Here is a 19,329-nt window from a genome sequence, read left to right as displayed (position 1 = left end):
TCAAACCGACAGGTGGCCGGGGATGCGCAGATGCTTGCGCACGACATCGACGAACTGCGGATCGCGCTTGGCTGCCCAGACGGCCGCGAAGTGGCCGAGAGCCCAGAGGCCGAGACCGACCAGCCAGAGGCGCAGGCCGAGGCCGAGCGCTGCCGCCAGCGTGCCGTTGAGGATGGCGAGCGAGCGCGGCGCGCCGCCGAGCAGGATGTGCTCGGTCAGCGCCCGATGGACCGGGACTGAGAAGCCTGCCAGCTCGCCATGATGATCCGCGCCGTTGGCCATCAGACGAGCGCCCCGCCGCCGAACGAGAAGAACGACAGGAAGAAGCTGGACGCGGCGAAGGCGATCGACAGGCCGAAGACGATCTGGATCAGCTTGCGGGCACCGCCGGAAGTGTCGCCGAAGGCGAGCGTCAGGCCGGTGATGATGATGATCATCACCGCGATGATCTTGGCGACAGGCCCCTCGATCGACTCGAGGATGGATTGCAGCGGTGCTTCCCAGGGCATGGAGGAACCGGACGCGTGCGCGGCGGGCGCCATCGCCAGCGAGACGAAGGCGACGGACACCGCCGTAGCGATATGCCGGCGGATGCGCAGGGCGTGCTTAATCATGACGGGTCTCCTGTAAGGGGCTGGGTTGCGGGGGTGACGCGGTAGTCGCCGCCGGGGCCGAGCCCCTCGATGCGGGCGAGTTCGGCGAGGTGGCGCGATGCGCCACGGCCGGACAGCACGGCGATGAGATCAATCGTCTCCGCAATCAGCGCGCGCGGGACGGTGACGACGGCTTCCTGAATGAGCTGCTCCATGCGACGAAGCGCGCCGATAGCGGTGCCGGCGTGGATGGTGCCGACTCCACCGGGGTGGCCGGTGCCCCAGGCTTTCAGCAGATCGAGCGCCTCGGCCCCGCGCACCTCGCCGATCGGGATGCGGTCTGGGCGGAGGCGAAGCGAAGAGCGGACGAGATCGGAAAGTGAGGCGATGCCATCCTTCGTCCGCATGGCGACAAGATTGGGCGCGGCGCATTGCAGTTCGCGCGTGTCCTCGATGAGCACGACGCGGTCGGAGGTCTTCGCGACTTCGGCCAGCAGCGCGTTGGTGAGGGTCGTCTTGCCGGTGGATGTGCCGCCGGCAACGAGGATGTTACGGCGGTCGGCGACGGCTTGGCGCAGCGTCTCGGCCTGACCTGCGGCCATGATGCCGGCGGCGACATAATCGTCGAGAGTGAACACGGCGACAGCGGGCTTGCGGATTGCGAAGGCTGGCGCTGACACCACGGGGGGCAGCAGCCCCTCGAATCTTTCCCCCGTCTCGGGAAGCTCGGCCGACACACGCGGGGCTCCGGGATGAACCTCGGCGCCGACATGATGGGCGACGAGACGGATGATCCGCTCGCCGTCTGGAGGCGACAGCAGCTCACCCGTATCGGAAAGCCCTTCGGAAAGCCGGTCGACCCAGAGCCGCCCATCGGGATTGAGCATCACCTCGACGATCGCGGGATCTTCCAGAAAGCGGGCGATCGCCGGCCCGAGGGCCGTGCGCAGCATGCGGGCACCGCGAAGGAGCGCTTCCGATTTCTGGTGAGTTGCCGCCACGTCGTCCCCGTTCTCTTGCGGGACCGCGACATGCGGCCCTGGATCGGGGATGAGTAGAAGAGGCAGAAATTAGGGCCTGACAACAACCGTGCTGTGGTCGTCGTACTGTGGCGTACAAATACAGGGAAACGGCGGAACGCCGGAATACTTGTGGTAGGCGCGGTCGTGATTAATCCGCGTCGCGCGCGGGCGCGATGTCTTCCGAAATCTCCTGGCGAAGCTTCGGCCCGTGAGCGAGTCGCCGGCCGAGGGCGGTGACGAACGCCTCGTAGCGCTCGCCTGCTTTCGAGCGTGCCGCAGCCTGTGCGGGCTCCGGCAGCGGCGGGTTTGTCGTCAGCCAGAAGCGGATGAACACGGCCAGCGTTTCGACGCTGATTCCGAGATCGCGCTCCATCCGCGCCATTCGCCGGTCGATCTGGTCGAGCCGCTTCGTCGTCGCCGCCTCCTGCCGTTCGGTAGCGTCCGGCGACAGGAAGGAGGCGATGCCCGCTTCCGCAATCAGCGATAGGGATTGATCACGCCGGGTGGCATGCGCGGCGAGCGCCTTCATGACGTCCGGTTCGAGATACACCGATAGCCGCTGCTTTTTGGGAGGCTTTGCCATGGTACCTCCTAAAGCTCGATGCCGTCGCCGGGATCGAGCGACGCCTGGCGTGCGACCTGGCGCATGGTCTGATTCATGCGCGAGAGACGTGCGGCGTCCTCATCGGCGTCGTTGCGGGGATCGATCTCGAACTCGTTCTCGATGGGTTGCTTGGGCTCGACGGGTTTTGAGCGGCTCAGCTCCGGCTGGTGCCGGCGCTCGGAGTCGGTCGTATCCTCGTCCTCCGATCCGTCGCCGCTAGTGGCCGCTGCTATCACCGGCGTCGCCGGAAGAGGCAGCGTGCTCCAGTCGTCCGGTCGTGCAGTGGTCGGCTTGACGAGATTCGGCGGCGGCAGGATGCGCTCCTGAAACCGGCGATCCTCATAATATCGCGCCTTCTTCGCGCGGATCGGCGGGGTGCCCGCCACCATGACGATTTCGTCGGATGGCGGAAGCTGCATGATCTCGCCGGGCGTCATCAGCTGCCGGGCTGTCTCCGAGCGCGAGACCATCATGTGACCGAGCCAGGGCGACAGGCGATGACCGGCATAGTTCTTCATCGCGCGCATCTCGGTCGCGGTGCCGAGCGCGTCGGAGACACGCTTGGCGGTCCGCTCGTCATTGGTCGCGAAGCTGACGCGGACATGGCAGTTGTCGAGGATCGAGTTGTTCGGCCCGTAGGCCTTCTCGATCTGGTTCAGCGACTGGGCGATGAGGAAGGCTTTGAGGCCGTATCCCGCCATGAAGGCGAGCGCGCTCTCGAAAAAGTCGAGGCGGCCGAGGGCCGGGAATTCGTCGAGCATCAGGAGAAGCCGGTGGCGGTTGCCCTTCGCGTTCAGATCCTCCGTGAGCCGCCGGCCGATCTGATTGAGGATCAGACGGATCAGCGGTTTGGTGCGGTTGATGTCCGACGGCGGCACGACGAGATAGAGCGTCGTCGAATGTTTGCCGCCGACTATGTCGGTGATGCGCCAGTCGCAGCGGCGTGTGACCTCGGCGACGACGGGATCGCGATAGAGGCCGAGGAACGACATAGCGGTCGACAGCACGCCCGATCGCTCGTTGTCGGATTTGTTCAGCAATTCGCGGGCCGCACTGGCGATCACCGGATGGGGGCCGGCCTCGCCGAGATGGGCCGTCCTCATCATGGCGGCGAGCGTCGAGTCGATTGGCCGCTTCGGGTCGGAGAGGAATGCGGCAACGCCAGCCAGGGTCTTGTCGGCCTCGGCGTATAGGACGTGCAGGATGGCGCCGACTAGCAGTGCGTGGCTGGTCTTCTCCCAGTGGTTCCTCTTCTCCAGCGAGCCTTCCGGGTCGACCAGGATGTCGGCGATGTTCTGAACGTCGCGGACCTCCCATTCACCGCGACGGACCTCAAGCAACGGATTGTAGGCGGCGGACTTCGCGTTGGTCGGATCGAACAGCAGCACGCGGCCGTGCCGGGATCGGAAGCCCGCCGTCAGGGTCCAGTTCTCACCCTTGATATCGTGGACGATGGCGGAGCCCGGCCAGGTCAGCAGCGAGGGCACGACCAGGCCGACACCTTTGCCCGATCGCGTTGGCGCGAAGCACAGCACATGCTCGGGGCCATCGTGGCGGAGATAGTCGCGCTCGAACTTGCCCAGGATGACTCCATCCGCGCCCAGGAGGCCGGCGGCACTCACTTCGCGAGCAGCGGCCCATCGGGCGGAGCCGAAGGTCTCGGCATTCTTGGCTTCTCGCGCGCGCCAGACTGACATGCCGATCGCGACGGCGATGGAGATAAAGCCGCCGGACGCCGCGATGTAGGCCCCCTCGATGAAGATCGGCGGCGCATAGGCATCATAGAAGTACCACCACCAGAAGAAGGCCGGCGGATAGTAGATCGGCCAGCCCCCCAGGTCGAACCACGGAAGTCCGAGCTGCGGTTGGAAGCCGAGCCGATAGGCCGTCCATTGCGTCGCCGCCCAGGTCGTCATCAGTACGATCAGGAAGACGGTGAGGATCTGGCCCCAGAGGATTTTGGTCGCCGACATGACCCTCCTTCCAAGAAAATACGCGGAGGATCAGGAGATACTTGGGCAGAAATCAAGCCAGCATTAGCAGAGATCGCAATATCGGCGCCTGTATCGTACAATTCGGATGCCTAGCTAGGTGGGCGTCTCAGCTTCTTGAGCGAGTGTTATTGCCTCAAAGGTCTGAAGAAAGCACGGATGTCCTCAGCCAACAACTGCGGCTGCTCCATTGCCGCGAAGTGACCACCCTTCGGCATTTCTGTCCAGCGGACGACGTTATGGCAACGCTCCACCCAAGACCGCGGCGGCATCGGCAACTCGCGTGGAAACAGAGCCACGCCGAGAGGTGGTTGGACGCGTTCACTCGGCCTGAAGTGAAGCGGCTGGAGGCTATTCTCCTTGTAGACCCGAATCGAGGCGTCGACCGTACCGCTGAACCAATAGAGCGAGATGTCGGTAAGCAGCGCGTCAAGACTGAAGACCTGCTCGACGTCCCCGTCGCAGTCGCTCCACCCACGGAATTTCTCGACGATCCATCCTGCGAGACCGGCAGGTGAGTCATTCAGGGCATAGGCCAGTGTTTGCGGTTTCGTACCATGCATGTGGGCGTACGCACCTTCTGCGGCGGCCCATGCGGCCGCAGTGTCGAGGAACGATTGTTCTTCAGCAGTGACAGGTGGAAGCCCTTCACCGAGCGGCGGCCGATAGCCCCCAGAAATATAGTTGAGATGAAAGCCGACGACTGACTGTGGAAAACGATGCGCCAACCAAGTTGAAACGCCCGCACCGACATCGCCGCCCTGGGCGCCAAAGCGACCATATCCTAAACCACTCATAAGGGCGAACCACAGTTCGGCGATGCGTGATGATCCGAAGCCTGATCGATCCGGCGCCTGCGAAAAGCCATAACCGGGCAGTGATGGGACCACGACATCAAACGCATCAGCCGGATCGGCACCGTGCGCACCGGGGTCGGCCAAGAGCGGGATGATCCTCTCCATCTCGACAAAAGATCCCGGCCATCCATGGGTCAGGATCAGCGGGAACGGCGCCGGCCCAACCCCTCGTTGATGAACGAAGTGGATCGAGAGGTCATCGATGCTCGCCAAGAACTGCGGGAGTTGGTTAAGCCGAGCCTCCTGCGTCCTCCAATCGAACTGCTCCTGCCAGTAACCCATAAGACGCCGCATGAAGGCTAGGCTGCTGCCATCGTCCCAGCTCACGTCATCGAGCGACCGGGGCCAGCGAATGTGACGGAGGCGTTGCTTGAGGTCCGCAATCATACTTTCTTCGACGTGTATTTTGTATGCTTGGATGTCCATGGTTCCACCTCAAGGTTTTGGCGTCACCGTTACTATGAACCGAGGGCTGCGGACAGCTGTGCGCCGCAATCGGTAAGAGTGAGCGTCGTTCAAAGGCCGAGGCCGCGGTTGCGGCCGAAGCTCCAGTCGACGCCGCCCGCGCCGCGCGACACGCCGGAGACGTGCTGACCGATCTGACGTTCGAGGGATAGCGACCAGGGCACGAGTTGGAAGCCGAGGCCGTCGTCGATCATGGCGAAGCGGCCCGACGCGAGCGCGAAGCGCTGGCGGTAGGTGCCCGCCACATACTCACCCGTTGCGGCCTTCGAGAATTGCCGGCCGGTCTCGGCCGCGAGCTTCTCGCCGAGGGCGTCGACCTCGCGCTGCCGAAGTGTGTCGATCAGCCCGGGGGAGAAGCTGACGCCGCGCGTCTGGCGCTCGGCGAGGCCTTGGCCGACGAGGTGCTCGGCACGGCGGTCCATCGCCTGGCGAACCTCGGCGCCGAAGCCGCCGCCGCCGAGCGGAACGGGATCGCGGGCGATCGCTTGCCGGTCGAGCCAGGTGGCCCCGGTCGCATGGACCTGCCGTTCGATGTCGAGATCGGAGCGGACGGCGAGCGCGACCCGTCTGCGTCCCTGCGCGTCGTCGAATTTGCGCAGCTCGACGATCGAGCCCGGCGCGCTATCGCCGGCCGCGTCGAGGTCGGGCAACTTGATGTGATGGGTTCGTCCGTCCGTGCCATCGACCACGGCATAGGCCGTGCCCTTCAGCTCATCGTCGAGACCACGATCGACCAGCCGGCCGACGACAGGATCGTTGAGGCTCTCGCCGGCGAGCACATAGCTGGCGGCGCCGCGCTCGATACCGCGTTCCGTCAGGCCGCGATGAATGCGTTTGATGATGTCGCCACGCTCGCCCAGTTCGCGCAGCGTCGCTTCGGCATTCTCCGATACGACCCATTGGCCGGGGCCGATCTGATCCGCAAGGCCGAGTGTCTCCAGCTTCCGCAGCCGGCCGACCTTCATCGCGTGGAACTCGTCGGGCTGGCGATCGGGATGCGGGGCGAGATCGACGACGCCGGTGCGATAGGCGTCGCGCGAAAGTTGGCGGTCGAGATTGGTCCAGCGTTCCGACTCGATCTGGCGTTCGAGATTGCGGCGTATCTCGTGATCGGTGCGCGGCCCCAGCTCTTGGGTGACGAGATCCTGCGCGCGGGCGCGCATGCCTTCCTTGATGTAGTCGCGCGAGATGACGAGGTCCTGGCCGTCATCGGTGTGTCCCCGCAGGATGATGTGGACGTGCGGATTATCCGTGTTCCAGTGGTCGACACCGACCCAGTCGAGCTTCGTGCCGAGGTCTTTCTCCATCTGCCCCATCAGGTCGCGGGCATAGGTCTTGAGGTCGGACATCTCCGTCGCGTCCTCGGGCGAGACGATGAACCGGAAATGATGCCGGTCATCCTGGGTCCGCTCGGCGAAGGCCTTGGGATCGGCGTCCTCGGTCTCGGGACCGAAGAGCCGTGCCTTCTCTCCATCCCGGGTGACACCCTCGCGCCGCAGGTAGTTGAGGTGCGCGCTGAGCGGCGCGGCCCGAGCGGTATGACGGACGACACGCGTCTTGATGACGACGTTGCGCGATCGGCTGGTGAGCAGCCGGTTGGCCTGGACGGTCGCTCGCTGGCCGCGACCGAAACGCGAGCGGTTGCCCGAGCTGATCTTGCCGGACCGCGAGACGCTGCCGCCGGCGCGCTGGGCGGCCGCCAACGCCTGGGCGATGAAGGGCCGCGCCTGCTGAGCCCGGGTCGAGCGGATGCGGCCTGGCCGGATGCGGAAATCGTCCTCGCCGCTCATGGCTGCGGCCCCGCACATCGCGCAAACGCGCGGAAATTCTTGGCGAAACGGCGAATGCGCAGGCTGCGCCGATCAGGCGCACCTCGCGAAGACGCGCCATAAGTCTCTGAAAACACACGACCGCACCAAGCCGCACCTCGCGCGCTTTTATCTCGCCATCGTGCGGTTGTGTTGCCTGCTCTCCCTCCTCGGACCGCCATCCTTCCGCCAGAGCACGCTATTCCACGAAATGCTGCGAACACCGTCATCGCGGGCCCCCATCGCCGTTTCGGGCGACAAACAGGCCCCCGGATTGCGGAGCGATGGGTGTGGCTTCGCGCACCGGAGTTACAGCCGGAGCCTCGTTCGAGGCGCGATCGGCGGGTGTCGGAGCAGCGGTCGCGGCGCGCTCGGACTGCACGATGAACAGCGGCGCGCGTGTCCAGGCGTTGGGATCGGCCGCCGTGACCGTGACGGGAGCAAGGGCATCTGTACCGCTGATAATGGGCGCGAGCGCGGCGACATAGGCGCGGGTTTCAGCGGGCAACGGACGGCCAGCAAGATACTCTTCATAGCGGCCGGGACCAGCATTATAGGCCGCGAGAAAGCCCGGCGAACCGTAGCGGTCGTGCATCTCGCGCAGGTAGGCGGCGCCTGCCAGAATGTTGTCGCGTGGATCGTAAGGATTCGCGCCGAGCCGGTGACGGACGCGCAGATCGGCCCATGTGGCGGGCATGATCTGCATCAATCCCATCGCGCCGGCCGAAGAGATCGCTCGCACATCGCCAGCGCTTTCGACGCGCATGACGGCGCGTATCCAGTGCTCGGGAATGCCGAACCGTTGCGCGGCCTCGGCGATGAACGCGGCGTAGGGATCGACGCGAGAGGGGCGCTCGGCCGACACGGTCTGCGCATTCGCGGTGGCGCAGAGCGGCGCGGATAGCAGAAGGCCGGAAAGGAGAAGGGCGGCTGTGCGCCGGGCGGTTTTCGACCGCCCGGCGACAGCTTTGGGGAGCGGGACCGACATCGTTCAGTCCCGCTCGGCGCGCTTGGGCGGACGGTTCCAGTGCAAGCCCCAGGCGGACTTGTCGTCGGCCGACTGGAAGAGGTTGGCGCGGATCGGATGACCGAAGGTCGGATCGTCGATCTGCAGCGAGACGTAGTCGCCGGCCTTCTCGCCGGTGCGCTTCCAGCCCGCGCCAATCTCGGCGCCGGTTTCGTTGTTCATGCTGTCGAGAACATGGACGCGGAAGTCGGGTGCGTTCTCGGCATCGGACGGTTCGGCCGGAACGATGATGATGTCCTGGTGCAATGACAGCGTCATCAGGTGGCCGATGAAGCCGTCATTCTCGCGCGTGAATTGGCCGATGAGGGACATTGGTTTCTCCTTGGCTGTGCGGTGGATGGGGTCATGGGCGTGCCGTCACCGCGTCGGCGCGCGCCAGACGAAGCGGTCATCGCCGTCCTCGTCGGTGTAGAGGGGGGTGGCCCGGCCGATGACCGAGCTGGCGGGGAGCGGGCCGAAGTAACGGCCGTCGAGGCTGTCGCGGACCTGCCAGTTCATCAGGAACAGTTCGTCGTCGGCGATGACGCGGCATCCCTGCCAGATCGGCAGTTCGCGGCCCCGCCGGTCGCGGTCGAGCGCACCGCCGATGGCCTGGCCATCGACGGTGATCGTGTGGCCCGATCGGCACACCCGTTGACCGGGCAGACCCGCGACCCGCTTCAGCAGCGGCACGCCGCGCGGCAGATATCCGCCATCGGCAAGGAACGTGGCGATCGGCTCCGGCGCCGCTACGGCGACGAGGTCGGTCGCTTCCAATCCGTCGCTGGCGCTGATCGCATAGAGGCCGATCGGCGTGCTCGCGGAGGCATTCCAGATCAGCTTTGGCGCGAAGGAGACGATCGACAGGACGCCCATCAGCGTCACCGCGAAGTACGTCGTCATGACGTATCCAAAGCGGCTCATGGCATGATCCTCCGGCGCAAGAGGAAGGCGCGATGCTGCTGCGCGTCGTAGGCGCGCGGTGTTTCACCGGCCGTCAGACGGTTGTGAACGTGTCGCCAGTGATCGGGCGAAACGTCGATCGCTTCGATGCCCCGCGCCTCGATCGCATCGATGAGCTGGAGCACGCGCTCGACCTTCGGCCAGCCATCGGCGCGCAACAGGATGTCGCCGCCGGGGCGCACGAATGGCAGGGTCTGGCAGCGCTCGCCCGCACCGACGGCGCGCACGATGTCGAGCCGAGAAAGTGCGGTGCCGTAGTCGTTGGAGGTCCAGCGAACGAAGGCGAAAACACTGTCCGGTGCGAACGACACGACGCGTCGGCGGCGGTCGAGGATCTGTTCGGCGATCTCGCGGCCGAACCTGATCCAGAATTCGATCTTCTTCTCGACCCATGTCAACTCGACATGGGTCAGAGCATCGGCCGCTGGCGCTGGCGGCAAGCCGCTGCGCAGCGACGGGTCGGCGACACCGATCATCGCGGCTCTCCTTCGCTGGTGGGGAACTCGCGCTCGAACAGCGCGCGCAGCATCTCGGCGACCGTCTGTCCGCGCTGGAAGGCGGCAATCTTGATCCGGCCGCGCATGTCGGCGGTGACGTCGATCGTCAGCCTGGCGGTGAAGTCGGCGGCGGCCTCCACGCGGCGCGATGGATGGTCTGGCGCCTTGATCCAGCTTTCAGGATCGGCCGGGCGGGACGCGAAGCTGCGTTTCGGGGACCGCTCGCTCATGCCCCGATCCTCGTGACTTCGGCGGCGAGCGCGGTGATCTCGCGGGCGGCGGGCGATGTCTCGTCCTGCTCGGCCGCGAGCCGTCCAGTCTGCACGACATCGGCGAAAGCGATGCGCTGACCGATCGTGGTGAGGAGCGGCGGGGGATCGTGTTCCGCGAGCGTCTCGGCGGTTTCGCGGGCGAGGATCGTGCGGGCCGCGCAGCGGTTCAGCACGAACCGCGCCTTGAGGTCCGGTCGATAGATCCGCGCTTCGCTGAGCAGCGTCAGCATCTCGGCCGACGCCCAGCCGTCGAGCGGTGACGGCTGCACCGGGATCAGTACAAGATCGGCGGCGAGCAGTGCCGAACGCATCAGACCGGCGACACGCGGCGGTCCGTCGATGACGACATGATCGACGTCGCGGGCCAGCTCCGGCGCTTCGCGGTGGAGCGTGTCGCGCGCCAGGCCGACAACACCGAACAGCCGCTTCAATCCCTCCCGGCCGCGCTGCTGCGACCAGTCGAGCGCCGAGCCTTGCGGATCGGCGTCGATCAGCGTGACGCGCTGCCCATGCCGAGCCCATTCACCGGCGAGATGGAGGGCGAGCGTCGTCTTTCCGACGCCGCCCTTCTGGTTGAGGAACGCGACGATCATGACGGTCTCCCGGCGATCGGGGACTCGTCCACAGCGGTCGCAAAACGCGTTTGCGTTAGAAAGATTCCGTAGGAATCTAGGTTAGATAAGTTACGGGGCTCGCAAGCTGCTGATTCAGCGCGAGGAATCGACGATTCCGGTCCCCGATAGCACGAGAGTCCGGTCCCCGATGGCACGATAGCGCCGGTCCCTGATAGCACGAGATGATTCACAGCTTATCCCCAGGTCGAGTTGTCGAGCGGCGGTGGCGGCGCGGGATGCCGAGCGCGTCAGGATCGGTGGGTACGAAGGACAGGATTTCGGGGCCGCCGAGGCACTGCTCGATGGTCAGGCGATAGCCCGGCAGCGGCTGGCGGCGGACGATGTCGCGCAGGTCGTAGGCGAAATGCTTGAGCGGTGAGAGACTGCCGGACTTCGCGTGCAGATGCGGGAAATCGAAGCTCCAACCGTGCTCCTGCTTGCCGCCGTGCTTGCGCACGAGGCGGTAAAGCCAGCGCTCCAGCCCGCCGGTCAGACGGAAATAGTTGCGGTCGATCGTCAGGACGAGCGCGTCATCGAGGACAGCGGCGTAGAACCAGTCCGGCACGATCAGTTCGAGCCCGAGCGGGCGGCCGCGGTGATCGGCTCGCTCCTTCCATTCGTTGATCCAGGAGAAGCGGTGCATCCGCCGCTCGGTCGGCTGGCGGATTGAGGTCGCTATGGTGGTGGACTGGAGGCGGTCGAGCGCGGCCTTCAGCCGGTCGTAATCGCGCAGCGAGACACCGCGTCCAATGAAGTTCAGAATCTCGTAAGGCGTGGTCGCCATCAGGCGTGACGGGCGCAGGCCGACGTCACGGGCCTCGACGATTTGCGAGGCCGCCCAGATCAGAACATCAGCGTCCCAGATCGTCGCCATGCCATGCTCGGGCACGGCTTCGACACGGATTTTCACCGAACCCGCCTTGAAGTCGATCGGCGTCAGGCGCTTCGACTTGGCAAGCGAGAAGAACGGATAGGCCATGAGGTCCTGCGCGTCGCGCGGCGCGAGATCGCCGGGCAGCGCCCGGAACAGATCGAGCTGCGCACGCTCGTCGTGCTGTGTGTGACGGGACGACATGGCGTGTCGTCTCAGCGCGGCTGGCGGCCGGCGAAGCGGCGATCCGACGGCTCCTGCCGCTTGGCGGGGAGCACCGTGCCGCGCGGATCAGAGGTCGAACTGACGAGGCCGCGATCGGCCCACGTCTGGAGATCCTCTATGGCGTAGACGACTCGGCCGCCGAGCTTCCTGTAAGACGGGCCGGTGCCGTAGGTGCGGTGCTTCTCCAGTGTGCGCTCGGACAGTCCGAGGAAGCGAGCGGCCTCCTGCGTGCGCAGGTAGCGTGGCGGGATGCCGGCGGTCGTATCGGCCATTGTCGAGCCTCCGTGGTCTCATCGGGGGCCGCTGCCGTCAGGCGGCGGTTCGAGAGCACGGTGGCGTGAAGGCGGTGGGTCGGACGATGTCGGAGATAGGAATCTAGTTTCGACACGCCGCAGGCGGTCGATGGCGGGCTATGATCGGCGGGGTCGGCGCAGGAGGGAGCGGTAGCCGCCTTCAACGAGTTTCACGCCGTCGCGCGCCAGCCGGATCGTGATTTCGCGCAGCGCGTCCCCGGCCCAGGAGGCGGCGTCGATTCTATGACCGGGGAACAGAACCTCCCCGATCGATCGATATGTCGCGCCGGCACGACGTCCATCGACCGCACGCAGCATTTGGCGCGCGCGCTCGCGGCGCTGCGGCGTCATTCGAGGGTCGTTCGGGACGCGCTTGCCTTTGATCGCGCTCCAGAACCGGGTCAGCGCGGTCTGTCGATCCGGTGTGAGGTCATCGAACATGACCATCGCCGCGAGCGGGTTCTCGTCCTGCGGGTCCGCGAGCGTGACGTCATACTGCTCGCCGCGGATATCGAGCCTGAGATGAGCAGGGTCGTGCTGGAATATGGTACGGAGGCGTAACTCGTCGGCAGTGATGGAAAACCCTTCAGGGCGCGGACCTGCGGCGAACATTATTGCCGACGGATCGACTTGAGGGGTCCAAAAAATCTGCTGGGCATGAGCCGCGATGAGAGGGTCGGCGCCGAAATCGCAACCCCCACAGGTTCGCAAATTCTTCGGCCGTTTCGAGTGAGAGTCGGCCGCTGGACACAAGCTCCTGATAGGCTTTCCGGTAGTCGGGGTTTCGGCGCAGGAATTCCCAGGCAAGGTCACCCGGAGTTAGATTGTCGATATAGTTGTAGGCGGTCTCAGACCGCCAACTTTCATCTTCGGACATCCTCCACCGCCTCCGCGAAATTATGACGCAACGCGAGTCAAGCAGCGGTCACGATCCCAAGTTGAGCGTGGCGTGGGAAGAACGAAGTCGGATCAACGTGATGCAGGTTCTGCATCACCTCAATGGAGGCGGGGGCCGAGAAGCTCGCAAAAGCCGTTCTCGGTCATCCATTTCGCGCGAGCGAGGTGAGCGGCATGAATTTTCGCTGCGCGGTTGGGGTCCGCTGCGGGATCGAGGCCGAAGAGAAGCTCCACGACTTCCTCCCAGGTCGCGCCGTCCGCCTCGGCGTCGAGCAGCCTCAGGTACAGCTTCAGATGCGCCTGGTCATAGGCGGTGAGCGCCGCGCCGAGCGGCGGTTCGTCCAGATATTCTGCGTTGGTCACGATGAGCCCCACGAGTCATTCGTATCCAATTTGGAGCGGTTTGTTAACCGTAATGATATCCCGCGCCACACAGCCGCGGTTTGACGCAAAATCAGGATGGTCGGGCGGGTTCGCCCGAAAAAGTCGTCAAGGGTTGTCCTTGTCACCAACCAGCATCACTCCCACGCTTTGGCCGGAGTTGAGCAGGACGATGCCACCGCCTTCAAAGGCTCGACGGACCTGATCGCGTGTTGATTCATACACCTCGAGCCCGCTGTCGGATTCAAGGCGCTTCAACGCGGTCAGTGATACCCGGGCCTTGTCAGCGAGCGTCTCCTGTGTCCAGCCGAGCAACGCGCGTGCGGCCCGTGATTGTCGGGCGGTGATCATGCATGATCACCTCCCACTCGGACCTACGCGTACGCCAGAACTACGGCTATAATAGTCGTTTTTGCTAGGAAAGACCAGCGGTTCTGGCTTTAGCGGGCGCGATTCCGGTGTCCAGAACCAGAGGTGATTCGCTCCACCGTCAGGCGTTTGGCCCCGCCCGGATTGTCCGGGCGGGGCGTCGCGCTGGCCTTACTCGCCGTTGCGGCGGCCGCTAGGGCGGGACCAGATGAGGCTGAAGCCTTCGCCTTCCTCGTCGTCGAAGAGGTTGGCGTAGATCGGGGCATTGAAGCTGGGATCGTCGAGCTTCAGGCCCAGATAGGCGCGCCCCTCGTTGGAGGTCTTGGACCAGGCGGCGCCGATCTCGGCGCGGCCGACGAAGACGCGGTGGCTGGGGGCGTTCTCTCCGGTAGCGCGGGCCTCGGAGACGATGCGGACGTTCTTGGTCTGCAGGCTGAGGGTGACGATTTCGCCGGTGTACTCGTTGTTGCCGGTCTTCTTGAAGGTGCCGATGGTCGCCATGGTAGTTCTCCTTGAACTCTGTTCCGAGCCCGCACCATTGCGGCCTCGATGGCGATCGACAGGCCGGAGGCGATTGACGGCGCACCCCGCAGGGGCCTGACAGCAAAGGAGGGGCTTTCTTGGCTCGCGAGGAATGACGGCGCAGCCGGCAGGGGAAGAAAGTTTCGACGCCGCTGTTGCGGCATAGGCGATCGAGGCGCAGCCGACCTTCGGCCAGATCAGCCCATTGAAGAGGCCGTTTGGAGCGGTCGACCTGACAGAGACGCATCACAGGAGAACGTGGCGACCGTCCCGGACCGATAAGACCGTGACCACGCCGGACACCGCGGTTCAAACCAGCTCCGCCAGACGCTACGTGCCGCCGACTCCAGCCCGTCGCACACGGGATCGCCTCCTCCCGGCACTCGCACCGTCGGTGCGCTGTCACGGCATAGCCCGCAACACTGTCACCGGGGGCATGGCGCGTCAGTTGGGCTCGCCGGCGATCCGATCAACGCGATTACAAACGACCCTGCCGACGGGGAGCGCGACACGTAAGACATCAACCCGCCGTCCTGCCGCCGCCGGCAACGATGTCAGGCGCGCGCGACGTTCTGCCCGGTTGGCCCGGGCGCGGCCATCGCTGTCACGCGGATCAGCGCCGTGGCGCCAACGGCGATTGCCCCGATGACGGAGAAGATGGTCTGCCAGGTGTCGGAGGGCATGGTGTGTTTCACGATGCCATGCGTCGCGTGGTAGCCGGCGAGCGCCGCAGGCGCGACGAAGGCAAATGCGATCGCGAGCCGTATCCAGAGCGGACGAATGAAGGCGAGCAGGAACTGGCCGAGGCCGAGCGTCAACGCGGCGGCGACGAGGCCGACGAGGATCGCGCCGAGCCAGCCGGCGCCAGTGCTATAGGCCCATGTGCCGGCGCTGACGCCAGCAAAGAACGGCAGCGCGAAGACGGCCAGCGTGAACAGCAGCCAGCACAGAGCGCCGATCGCCGCGATGCTGGAGAGGATGCCGATGAAAACCATGGTGGTGTTCTCCGTGAGATAAAGGTCTGACGGTCGCGCCTCCACCACCACCACGGCGCGTTGCCAGTATAGCCGAAGAGAAGGCAGGACGGGAGCGGAAATCCCATGGGATCTCCGCTTGCCGCCGTGACGCCTTGCCCGTGGTCAGCGGGCGAAGGGATCGACCTCGTGAACGATGGCGGCGAAATCGCCGTCATATTCGCCGGCGGGCATGACGCCCTTATCCTGACTCTGTGTTCTGTCTTACCGCTGTGACGTTCGCAGCACACGATCAACGTTGACGACATTCCCCTTCGCTTGAGGTGAGGCGATGCGATTTTCCCGCCGGGACGGGCTCGAGCCCGTCCCGGCGGGAAAATCGCGGCCGAGGAGAACAGGATGCCCCAGCTCTTCTTCACGGATCTTTCGACGCTGCGGCAGTCTGTTACGGTTGATGGCGTCGTCCACAGGCTGTCGGTGGATGAAGTCGCAGCCGCCGAGAAGCTGAACCTCGTGGACGGCATGCCGTTCATTCTTGGCGATGACGACAGCTACGATCACGACCTGAACCGGTTCTTTCGAGCTTGCCCCACGTTGGGGGTTCGTTCGCCCAACAGCTTGCGCGCCTATGGTTGGGATATCCTGATCTGGATGCGCTTTCTTGCCGAGCGCCGAGACAACAGAGCCCTCTGGGCGGCTGATCGGCACGATGTCGCAGCCTTCCATGCGGCGCGACGTCTGGCGCTTCCTCCGGCGCGCATCTCGGCCGCGAGCTGGAACCGGTCGGTAGCAGCGCTCGACAAGCTTTACCGATGGGCTCTTGAAGAGGGAATGATCGCCAAATCGCCTTTCACCTATCGGCAATCATGGCGACGGACGAACGGCGGCGGGGCCATAGCGGTCGCTGCCAATGTTGCCACCGAGCGCGGCGCACGGACACGCGATATCCGGTTCCTTTCCCTGGATCGGTATCTCCTGTTTCGCGAGATCGGCTTGCGTGGTCGTCTTCCAGACGGGAGCGAGGATCCCACCTGGCAGGGCCGCAACAGCGAGCGCAATGCGTTGTTCGCCGAATTGCTCGTCACGACGGGCCTGCGGCTCCAGGAAGCGGCAAGTCTGCTCTGGATCGAGTTCCCGAGGACGGAGCCGGTCGGTGCATTGAGGAGCCGATCTTTCCGACTGGCGCCGGCCATTGCCAAGGGTAGCAAGGGGCGCGAGATCCGCTTGCCCGAGCGCGTGCTGAAGCGTCTGCATGAATACGCGGCGTTGGAACGGACCAATGTCCTCATGCGCCTTTCGCAACCGCGCAATAGGTCAATCGAACATCCGATCCGTGTCGTCAGCCACGATCGGGGAAGGCTCCTTCTGGAAAAGGACACAGTTCGAGCCAGTGTCGACGTGCTGGCGCCGCGCGAACGCAGCCGCTTGGTATGGGCGGAAACATCCGAACCATTGTGTCTTTGGCTGGCGGAAGGGGCGCGGCCCATGCCCCCGGCCGCTTGGGAGGTGGTCTTCCGGAGGGCAAGCGTACGGTGCAGGCGGTTCGGGATCGACCTCGACGTCACTCCGCACATGATGCGCCACACCTTTGCGGTTCATATGCTGTCGCTGCTCGTGCGTGAACAGATCGGATGGGTACTCGACGAACGCCGATCCCATATCGGCGCGGCGTACCGCCGCTTGATTGGCGATCCTCTTCTGAAGTTGCAGCGTTTGCTGGGCCATAGCCGCATCGAAAGCACTCACATCTACCTGGATTGCATGGAAGAAAGCCAGGAAATGATCGACGCTGCGGTCGAGGCCTGGGAACTGCGCGTTAATGCTGGTGGACCCCTGTGATGAAACGCGGTCGTCGTGCCACCTTCCCAGTTGGAATCGAATTGTTCGACACTCAAGAGGAAAATCCGCAAAATCCGCTCGTCTTCGTCCTTCGGACGGAAGATGCCGGGAGGATCGACGTCAATCTGTCTTCCTGGCCGCTGACGGCGCTGACCCATGAGGTTGCGCCATTCCTGCAGGAGTATCTCCACCGGATGGGGCCGGCACCACTCTGGAAAACCGCAGGCACCTTTATCCGCCGTCTGCGGCGGTTCTGGCTGTTCCTGGAAGGGGCGTCGGTAAAACCTCGTCGTCTCGACGACTTAACTCCGGCGGTAATCAATGCCTATGAGGACTGGCTGGAGCAGAACGGCGGCGAGCGACCCAATCAGCGCAATGTGCTCGGTGCTCTGATCGGGGTGCTGCGCGTCGCCGCCGAGCTCAATCCTGAAAGGCTTCCGCCCGAAACACTGTTGCGCCTGAAATACATCGGTCACGGCGAGCACGGCGTCTCAAAGCCGCGCGATGCCTACAGTGGGAGGATTGCCTCGACGTTGCTGCAGGCAGCGATGCGCCAGATCATCGAGGCTCGCGACCGGATAGCGACGGGCGAGGCTCTGCCTCCCCCACTTCTGGATGTAGGCCGTGATCCAGAATTGCGCCGTCGCTATGACCTAGTGGTCGAACAGATTGTGACGGCGGGAGTAGTCGCCGGGGAAGGCGCGCTGTTCGACAATCTGCGCTACCACGCTCATAGATGCGGGCTCGAGCCGCCTCCGGTCGAGGAACTGCATGCCGGCTTCCATCTGACCCGGTACGATGTCGTCGGCTTCCTCGTCTGGCTGTCCTTGACGACCGGCATGGAGATCGAAGCGCTGCGTGGGCTTGAGGCTGACTGCTTGCGCAATCCCAACCGGGGTTATGTCGAGATCGAGTATCGAAAGCGGCGCGCGCATCATGCCCAGTGGAAGCGCTTGCGTGTCCGCGATGGCGGACGGGAGACGCCCGGAGCCGTCCTGCGGCTGGCGATCAAGCTGACGGAAAAGGCTCGGCAGCACACTGGATCGAGCAAGCTCTGGATCACCTGGAAGCCGGGGCGCCTGTCGTCGCCGAAAAAGCTGGGGACCTGCGTGGCCGCGTTTGTCGAGAAGTACGGAATCGTCGATGACGCCGGAAAATCGCTGGCGCTCAATCTCTCCAGGCTGCGCAAGACCCAGAAGGCTGACTGGTATAAGCGGACCGGAGGGCAGTTGGAGAACTTTGCCGTCGGCCACACGGTAGCGGTGGCGGCCAACCATTATGCCGACATCCCCGCCCTTCGGCATCTGCATGAGCAGACGATAGTCGAGGCACTGACCGACGCGATGGCGCCGGCTCTGCGACCTTGGATCGTTGTGCCCGCGGATGAAGCCCGGCTGCGAACCTCAGCCGACGCGACCGGGCTGCCGGTGCCGTCGGAAAAGATCGGCCCGCTCCTGGACGGAGAGCAGGATCTTTGGCTGGCGGCGTGCAGCAACTTCCGCGTCAGCCCTTTCGGTCGGGAAGGCGAAGCCTGTCCGACGCCGTTCTGGGGGTGCCTGGAATGCTCCAACGCGGTCATTACCGCACGGAAACTACCGGCGCTGATCGCGTTCCAGGCGTTCATGGACGAGCTGCGGGAGGCGTTGCCTTCTGGCGACTGGAACGAGAAATTCGATCGGCCATACCGCAGGATCACGGAGCAAATTCTGCCGATGTTCCCGTCCTCCGTCGTCGGAGGCGCACGGGTTGAGGCGGCAGAATCCTCGGCGCGGTTGCTCTATCTTCCGCCGGAGGCTTACGGCTCATGACCACTACCTCTCCTTTGAACGATGAGCGTGCCGTCTCACGCCTCAGGGTCGATGACGACATCGTTTTGGCTTCGATGCCTCTCAGGGATGGTACCGACCGAGCGGCGCTCTCGCGGTTCGGCGATGATGTCTGGGATATGGCGCCGGCGATGTTCAACATGGCCAGAAAGGCCTTTCGAACGGTCGACTTCGGCGTGATCCCCTGCGCGGCAGAGCGGTTGCTTGCGAAGGAATACATCTATGCCTGGATGAATGAACGGCGCGCCGACGGTGAGCCGCGGTTGCGGCCAGTCTCCGGCCATACTGCGCTTGCGACGCTGCGCCGGTTCCTGGACTTCGTGCGCTCGCGGATCGGCAAGCTCGATCTGGCAAACGTCGATCAGGATTTGATCGATGCATACGCGACCCATCACCGGGCGCGGCCGATCACGCCGGGGCGCGTGGGTGTGTGCCTCAGG

22 protein-coding genes and 1 pseudogene are annotated in these 19,329 nt (G+C 64.7%); 3 read left to right on the top strand and 20 right to left on the bottom strand.

Annotation, left to right across the window (positions count from 1 at the left end; translation table 11 throughout):
- From B015_RS0120480 to B015_RS0120385, 20 genes are all read right to left on the bottom strand, one after another.
- Window positions 1-282: a VirB3 family type IV secretion system protein gene (locus B015_RS0120480; protein WP_018429603.1), complete on the bottom strand. Its 282-nt coding sequence runs from the start codon at window positions 280-282 to the stop codon at window positions 1-3.
- Window positions 282-614 (bottom strand): TrbC/VirB2 family protein, encoded by a 333-nt coding sequence (locus B015_RS0120475; RefSeq protein ID WP_018429602.1) that lies wholly within the window; start codon window positions 612-614, stop codon window positions 282-284. Before B015_RS0120475 ends, B015_RS0120480 begins: the two co-directional genes overlap by 1 nt.
- The gene (trbB, locus tag B015_RS0120470) at window positions 611-1,594 is read right to left on the bottom strand and encodes a P-type conjugative transfer ATPase TrbB (RefSeq protein WP_026227537.1); all 984 of its coding nucleotides are present in this window, start codon (window positions 1,592-1,594) and stop codon (window positions 611-613) included. The genes B015_RS0120475 and trbB overlap by 4 nt, the downstream gene beginning before the upstream one ends.
- A gap of 169 nt (window positions 1,595-1,763) precedes the next feature.
- On the bottom strand, window positions 1,764-2,198 hold the full coding sequence (locus B015_RS0120465; RefSeq protein WP_018429600.1) for a hypothetical protein: 435 nt from the start codon (window positions 2,196-2,198) through the stop codon (window positions 1,764-1,766).
- 8 nt (window positions 2,199-2,206) lie between these two features.
- The gene (locus tag B015_RS0120460; RefSeq protein ID WP_018429599.1) at window positions 2,207-4,192 is read right to left on the bottom strand and encodes a conjugal transfer protein TraG; all 1,986 of its coding nucleotides are present in this window, start codon (window positions 4,190-4,192) and stop codon (window positions 2,207-2,209) included.
- 146 nt (window positions 4,193-4,338) lie between these two features.
- The gene (locus B015_RS0120455) at window positions 4,339-5,493 is read right to left on the bottom strand and encodes an epoxide hydrolase family protein (protein WP_018429598.1); all 1,155 of its coding nucleotides are present in this window, start codon (window positions 5,491-5,493) and stop codon (window positions 4,339-4,341) included.
- Window positions 5,494-5,582: 89 nt separating this feature from the next.
- Entirely contained in the window at window positions 5,583-7,322 is a 1,740-nt protein-coding gene (locus B015_RS0120450) for a VirD2 family relaxase/mobilization nuclease (protein ID WP_018429597.1), read from the bottom strand.
- A 244-nt stretch (window positions 7,323-7,566) separates the two neighbouring features.
- Window positions 7,567-8,328: a lytic transglycosylase domain-containing protein gene (locus B015_RS0120445; protein WP_018429596.1), complete on the bottom strand. Its 762-nt coding sequence runs from the start codon at window positions 8,326-8,328 to the stop codon at window positions 7,567-7,569.
- 3 nt (window positions 8,329-8,331) lie between these two features.
- Window positions 8,332-8,679 carry a DUF736 domain-containing protein gene (locus B015_RS0120440; RefSeq protein ID WP_018429595.1) on the bottom strand — a complete coding sequence of 116 codons (348 nt, stop codon included), beginning with the start codon at window positions 8,677-8,679 and terminating at the stop codon, window positions 8,332-8,334.
- A 45-nt stretch (window positions 8,680-8,724) separates the two neighbouring features.
- Window positions 8,725-9,270, bottom strand: coding sequence for a S26 family signal peptidase (locus tag B015_RS0120435; protein ID WP_018429594.1), 546 nt, complete (start codon window positions 9,268-9,270; stop codon window positions 8,725-8,727).
- Window positions 9,267-9,785 carry a DUF2840 domain-containing protein gene (locus tag B015_RS0120430; RefSeq protein WP_018429593.1) on the bottom strand — a complete coding sequence of 173 codons (519 nt, stop codon included), beginning with the start codon at window positions 9,783-9,785 and terminating at the stop codon, window positions 9,267-9,269. Before B015_RS0120430 ends, B015_RS0120435 begins: the two co-directional genes overlap by 4 nt.
- Window positions 9,782-10,036 (bottom strand): hypothetical protein, encoded by a 255-nt coding sequence (locus B015_RS0120425; RefSeq protein WP_018429592.1) that lies wholly within the window; start codon window positions 10,034-10,036, stop codon window positions 9,782-9,784. The genes B015_RS0120430 and B015_RS0120425 overlap by 4 nt, the downstream gene beginning before the upstream one ends.
- Entirely contained in the window at window positions 10,033-10,671 is a 639-nt protein-coding gene (parA, locus tag B015_RS0120420; RefSeq protein WP_018429591.1) for a ParA family partition ATPase, read from the bottom strand. The genes B015_RS0120425 and parA overlap by 4 nt, the downstream gene beginning before the upstream one ends.
- 208 nt (window positions 10,672-10,879) lie before the next feature.
- Window positions 10,880-11,767 carry a replication initiator protein A gene (locus B015_RS0120415; RefSeq protein WP_018429590.1) on the bottom strand — a complete coding sequence of 296 codons (888 nt, stop codon included), beginning with the start codon at window positions 11,765-11,767 and terminating at the stop codon, window positions 10,880-10,882.
- Between the two features lie 11 nt (window positions 11,768-11,778).
- Complete coding sequence (locus B015_RS0120410) at window positions 11,779-12,060, bottom strand: helix-turn-helix domain-containing protein (protein ID WP_018429589.1); 282 nt, start codon at window positions 12,058-12,060, stop codon at window positions 11,779-11,781.
- A 138-nt stretch (window positions 12,061-12,198) separates the two neighbouring features.
- The gene (locus B015_RS0120405; protein ID WP_018429588.1) at window positions 12,199-12,693 is read right to left on the bottom strand and encodes a DUF2285 domain-containing protein; all 495 of its coding nucleotides are present in this window, start codon (window positions 12,691-12,693) and stop codon (window positions 12,199-12,201) included.
- 384 nt (window positions 12,694-13,077) lie between these two features.
- A complete protein-coding gene (locus tag B015_RS0120400) occupies window positions 13,078-13,341 on the bottom strand; it encodes a DUF2285 domain-containing protein (RefSeq protein ID WP_108609713.1) in 264 nt (87 codons plus the stop codon).
- Window positions 13,342-13,467: 126 nt separating this feature from the next.
- Window positions 13,468-13,710 (bottom strand): helix-turn-helix transcriptional regulator, encoded by a 243-nt coding sequence (locus tag B015_RS0120395; RefSeq protein ID WP_026227536.1) that lies wholly within the window; start codon window positions 13,708-13,710, stop codon window positions 13,468-13,470.
- A 189-nt stretch (window positions 13,711-13,899) separates the two neighbouring features.
- Window positions 13,900-14,229 carry a DUF736 domain-containing protein gene (locus tag B015_RS0120390; RefSeq protein WP_018429585.1) on the bottom strand — a complete coding sequence of 110 codons (330 nt, stop codon included), beginning with the start codon at window positions 14,227-14,229 and terminating at the stop codon, window positions 13,900-13,902.
- Window positions 14,230-14,804: 575 nt separating this feature from the next.
- The gene (locus B015_RS0120385; protein ID WP_026227535.1) at window positions 14,805-15,245 is read right to left on the bottom strand and encodes a hypothetical protein; all 441 of its coding nucleotides are present in this window, start codon (window positions 15,243-15,245) and stop codon (window positions 14,805-14,807) included.
- Between the two features lie 378 nt (window positions 15,246-15,623).
- Here B015_RS0120385 and B015_RS0120380 point away from each other — a divergent pair, with 378 nt between their 5' ends.
- The 3 genes and pseudogenes from B015_RS0120380 to B015_RS33630 form a co-directional block, all read left to right on the top strand.
- Complete coding sequence (locus B015_RS0120380; RefSeq protein WP_012092607.1) at window positions 15,624-17,063, top strand: tyrosine-type recombinase/integrase; 1,440 nt, start codon at window positions 15,624-15,626, stop codon at window positions 17,061-17,063.
- Window positions 17,063-18,871 carry a hypothetical protein gene (locus tag B015_RS0120375; protein ID WP_012092606.1) on the top strand — a complete coding sequence of 603 codons (1,809 nt, stop codon included), beginning with the start codon at window positions 17,063-17,065 and terminating at the stop codon, window positions 18,869-18,871. The genes B015_RS0120380 and B015_RS0120375 overlap by 1 nt, the downstream gene beginning before the upstream one ends.
- Window positions 18,868-19,329 (top strand): annotated as a pseudogene (locus B015_RS33630) (hypothetical protein); the annotation flags it as partial. The gene B015_RS0120375 and the pseudogene B015_RS33630, both read left to right, overlap by 4 nt.

This window comes from Hoeflea sp. 108, assembly GCF_000372965.1.
In the GTDB taxonomy this organism is placed as follows: domain Bacteria; phylum Pseudomonadota; class Alphaproteobacteria; order Rhizobiales; family Rhizobiaceae; genus Aminobacter.
This window is presented reverse-complemented; position numbering and strand designations above follow the sequence as displayed.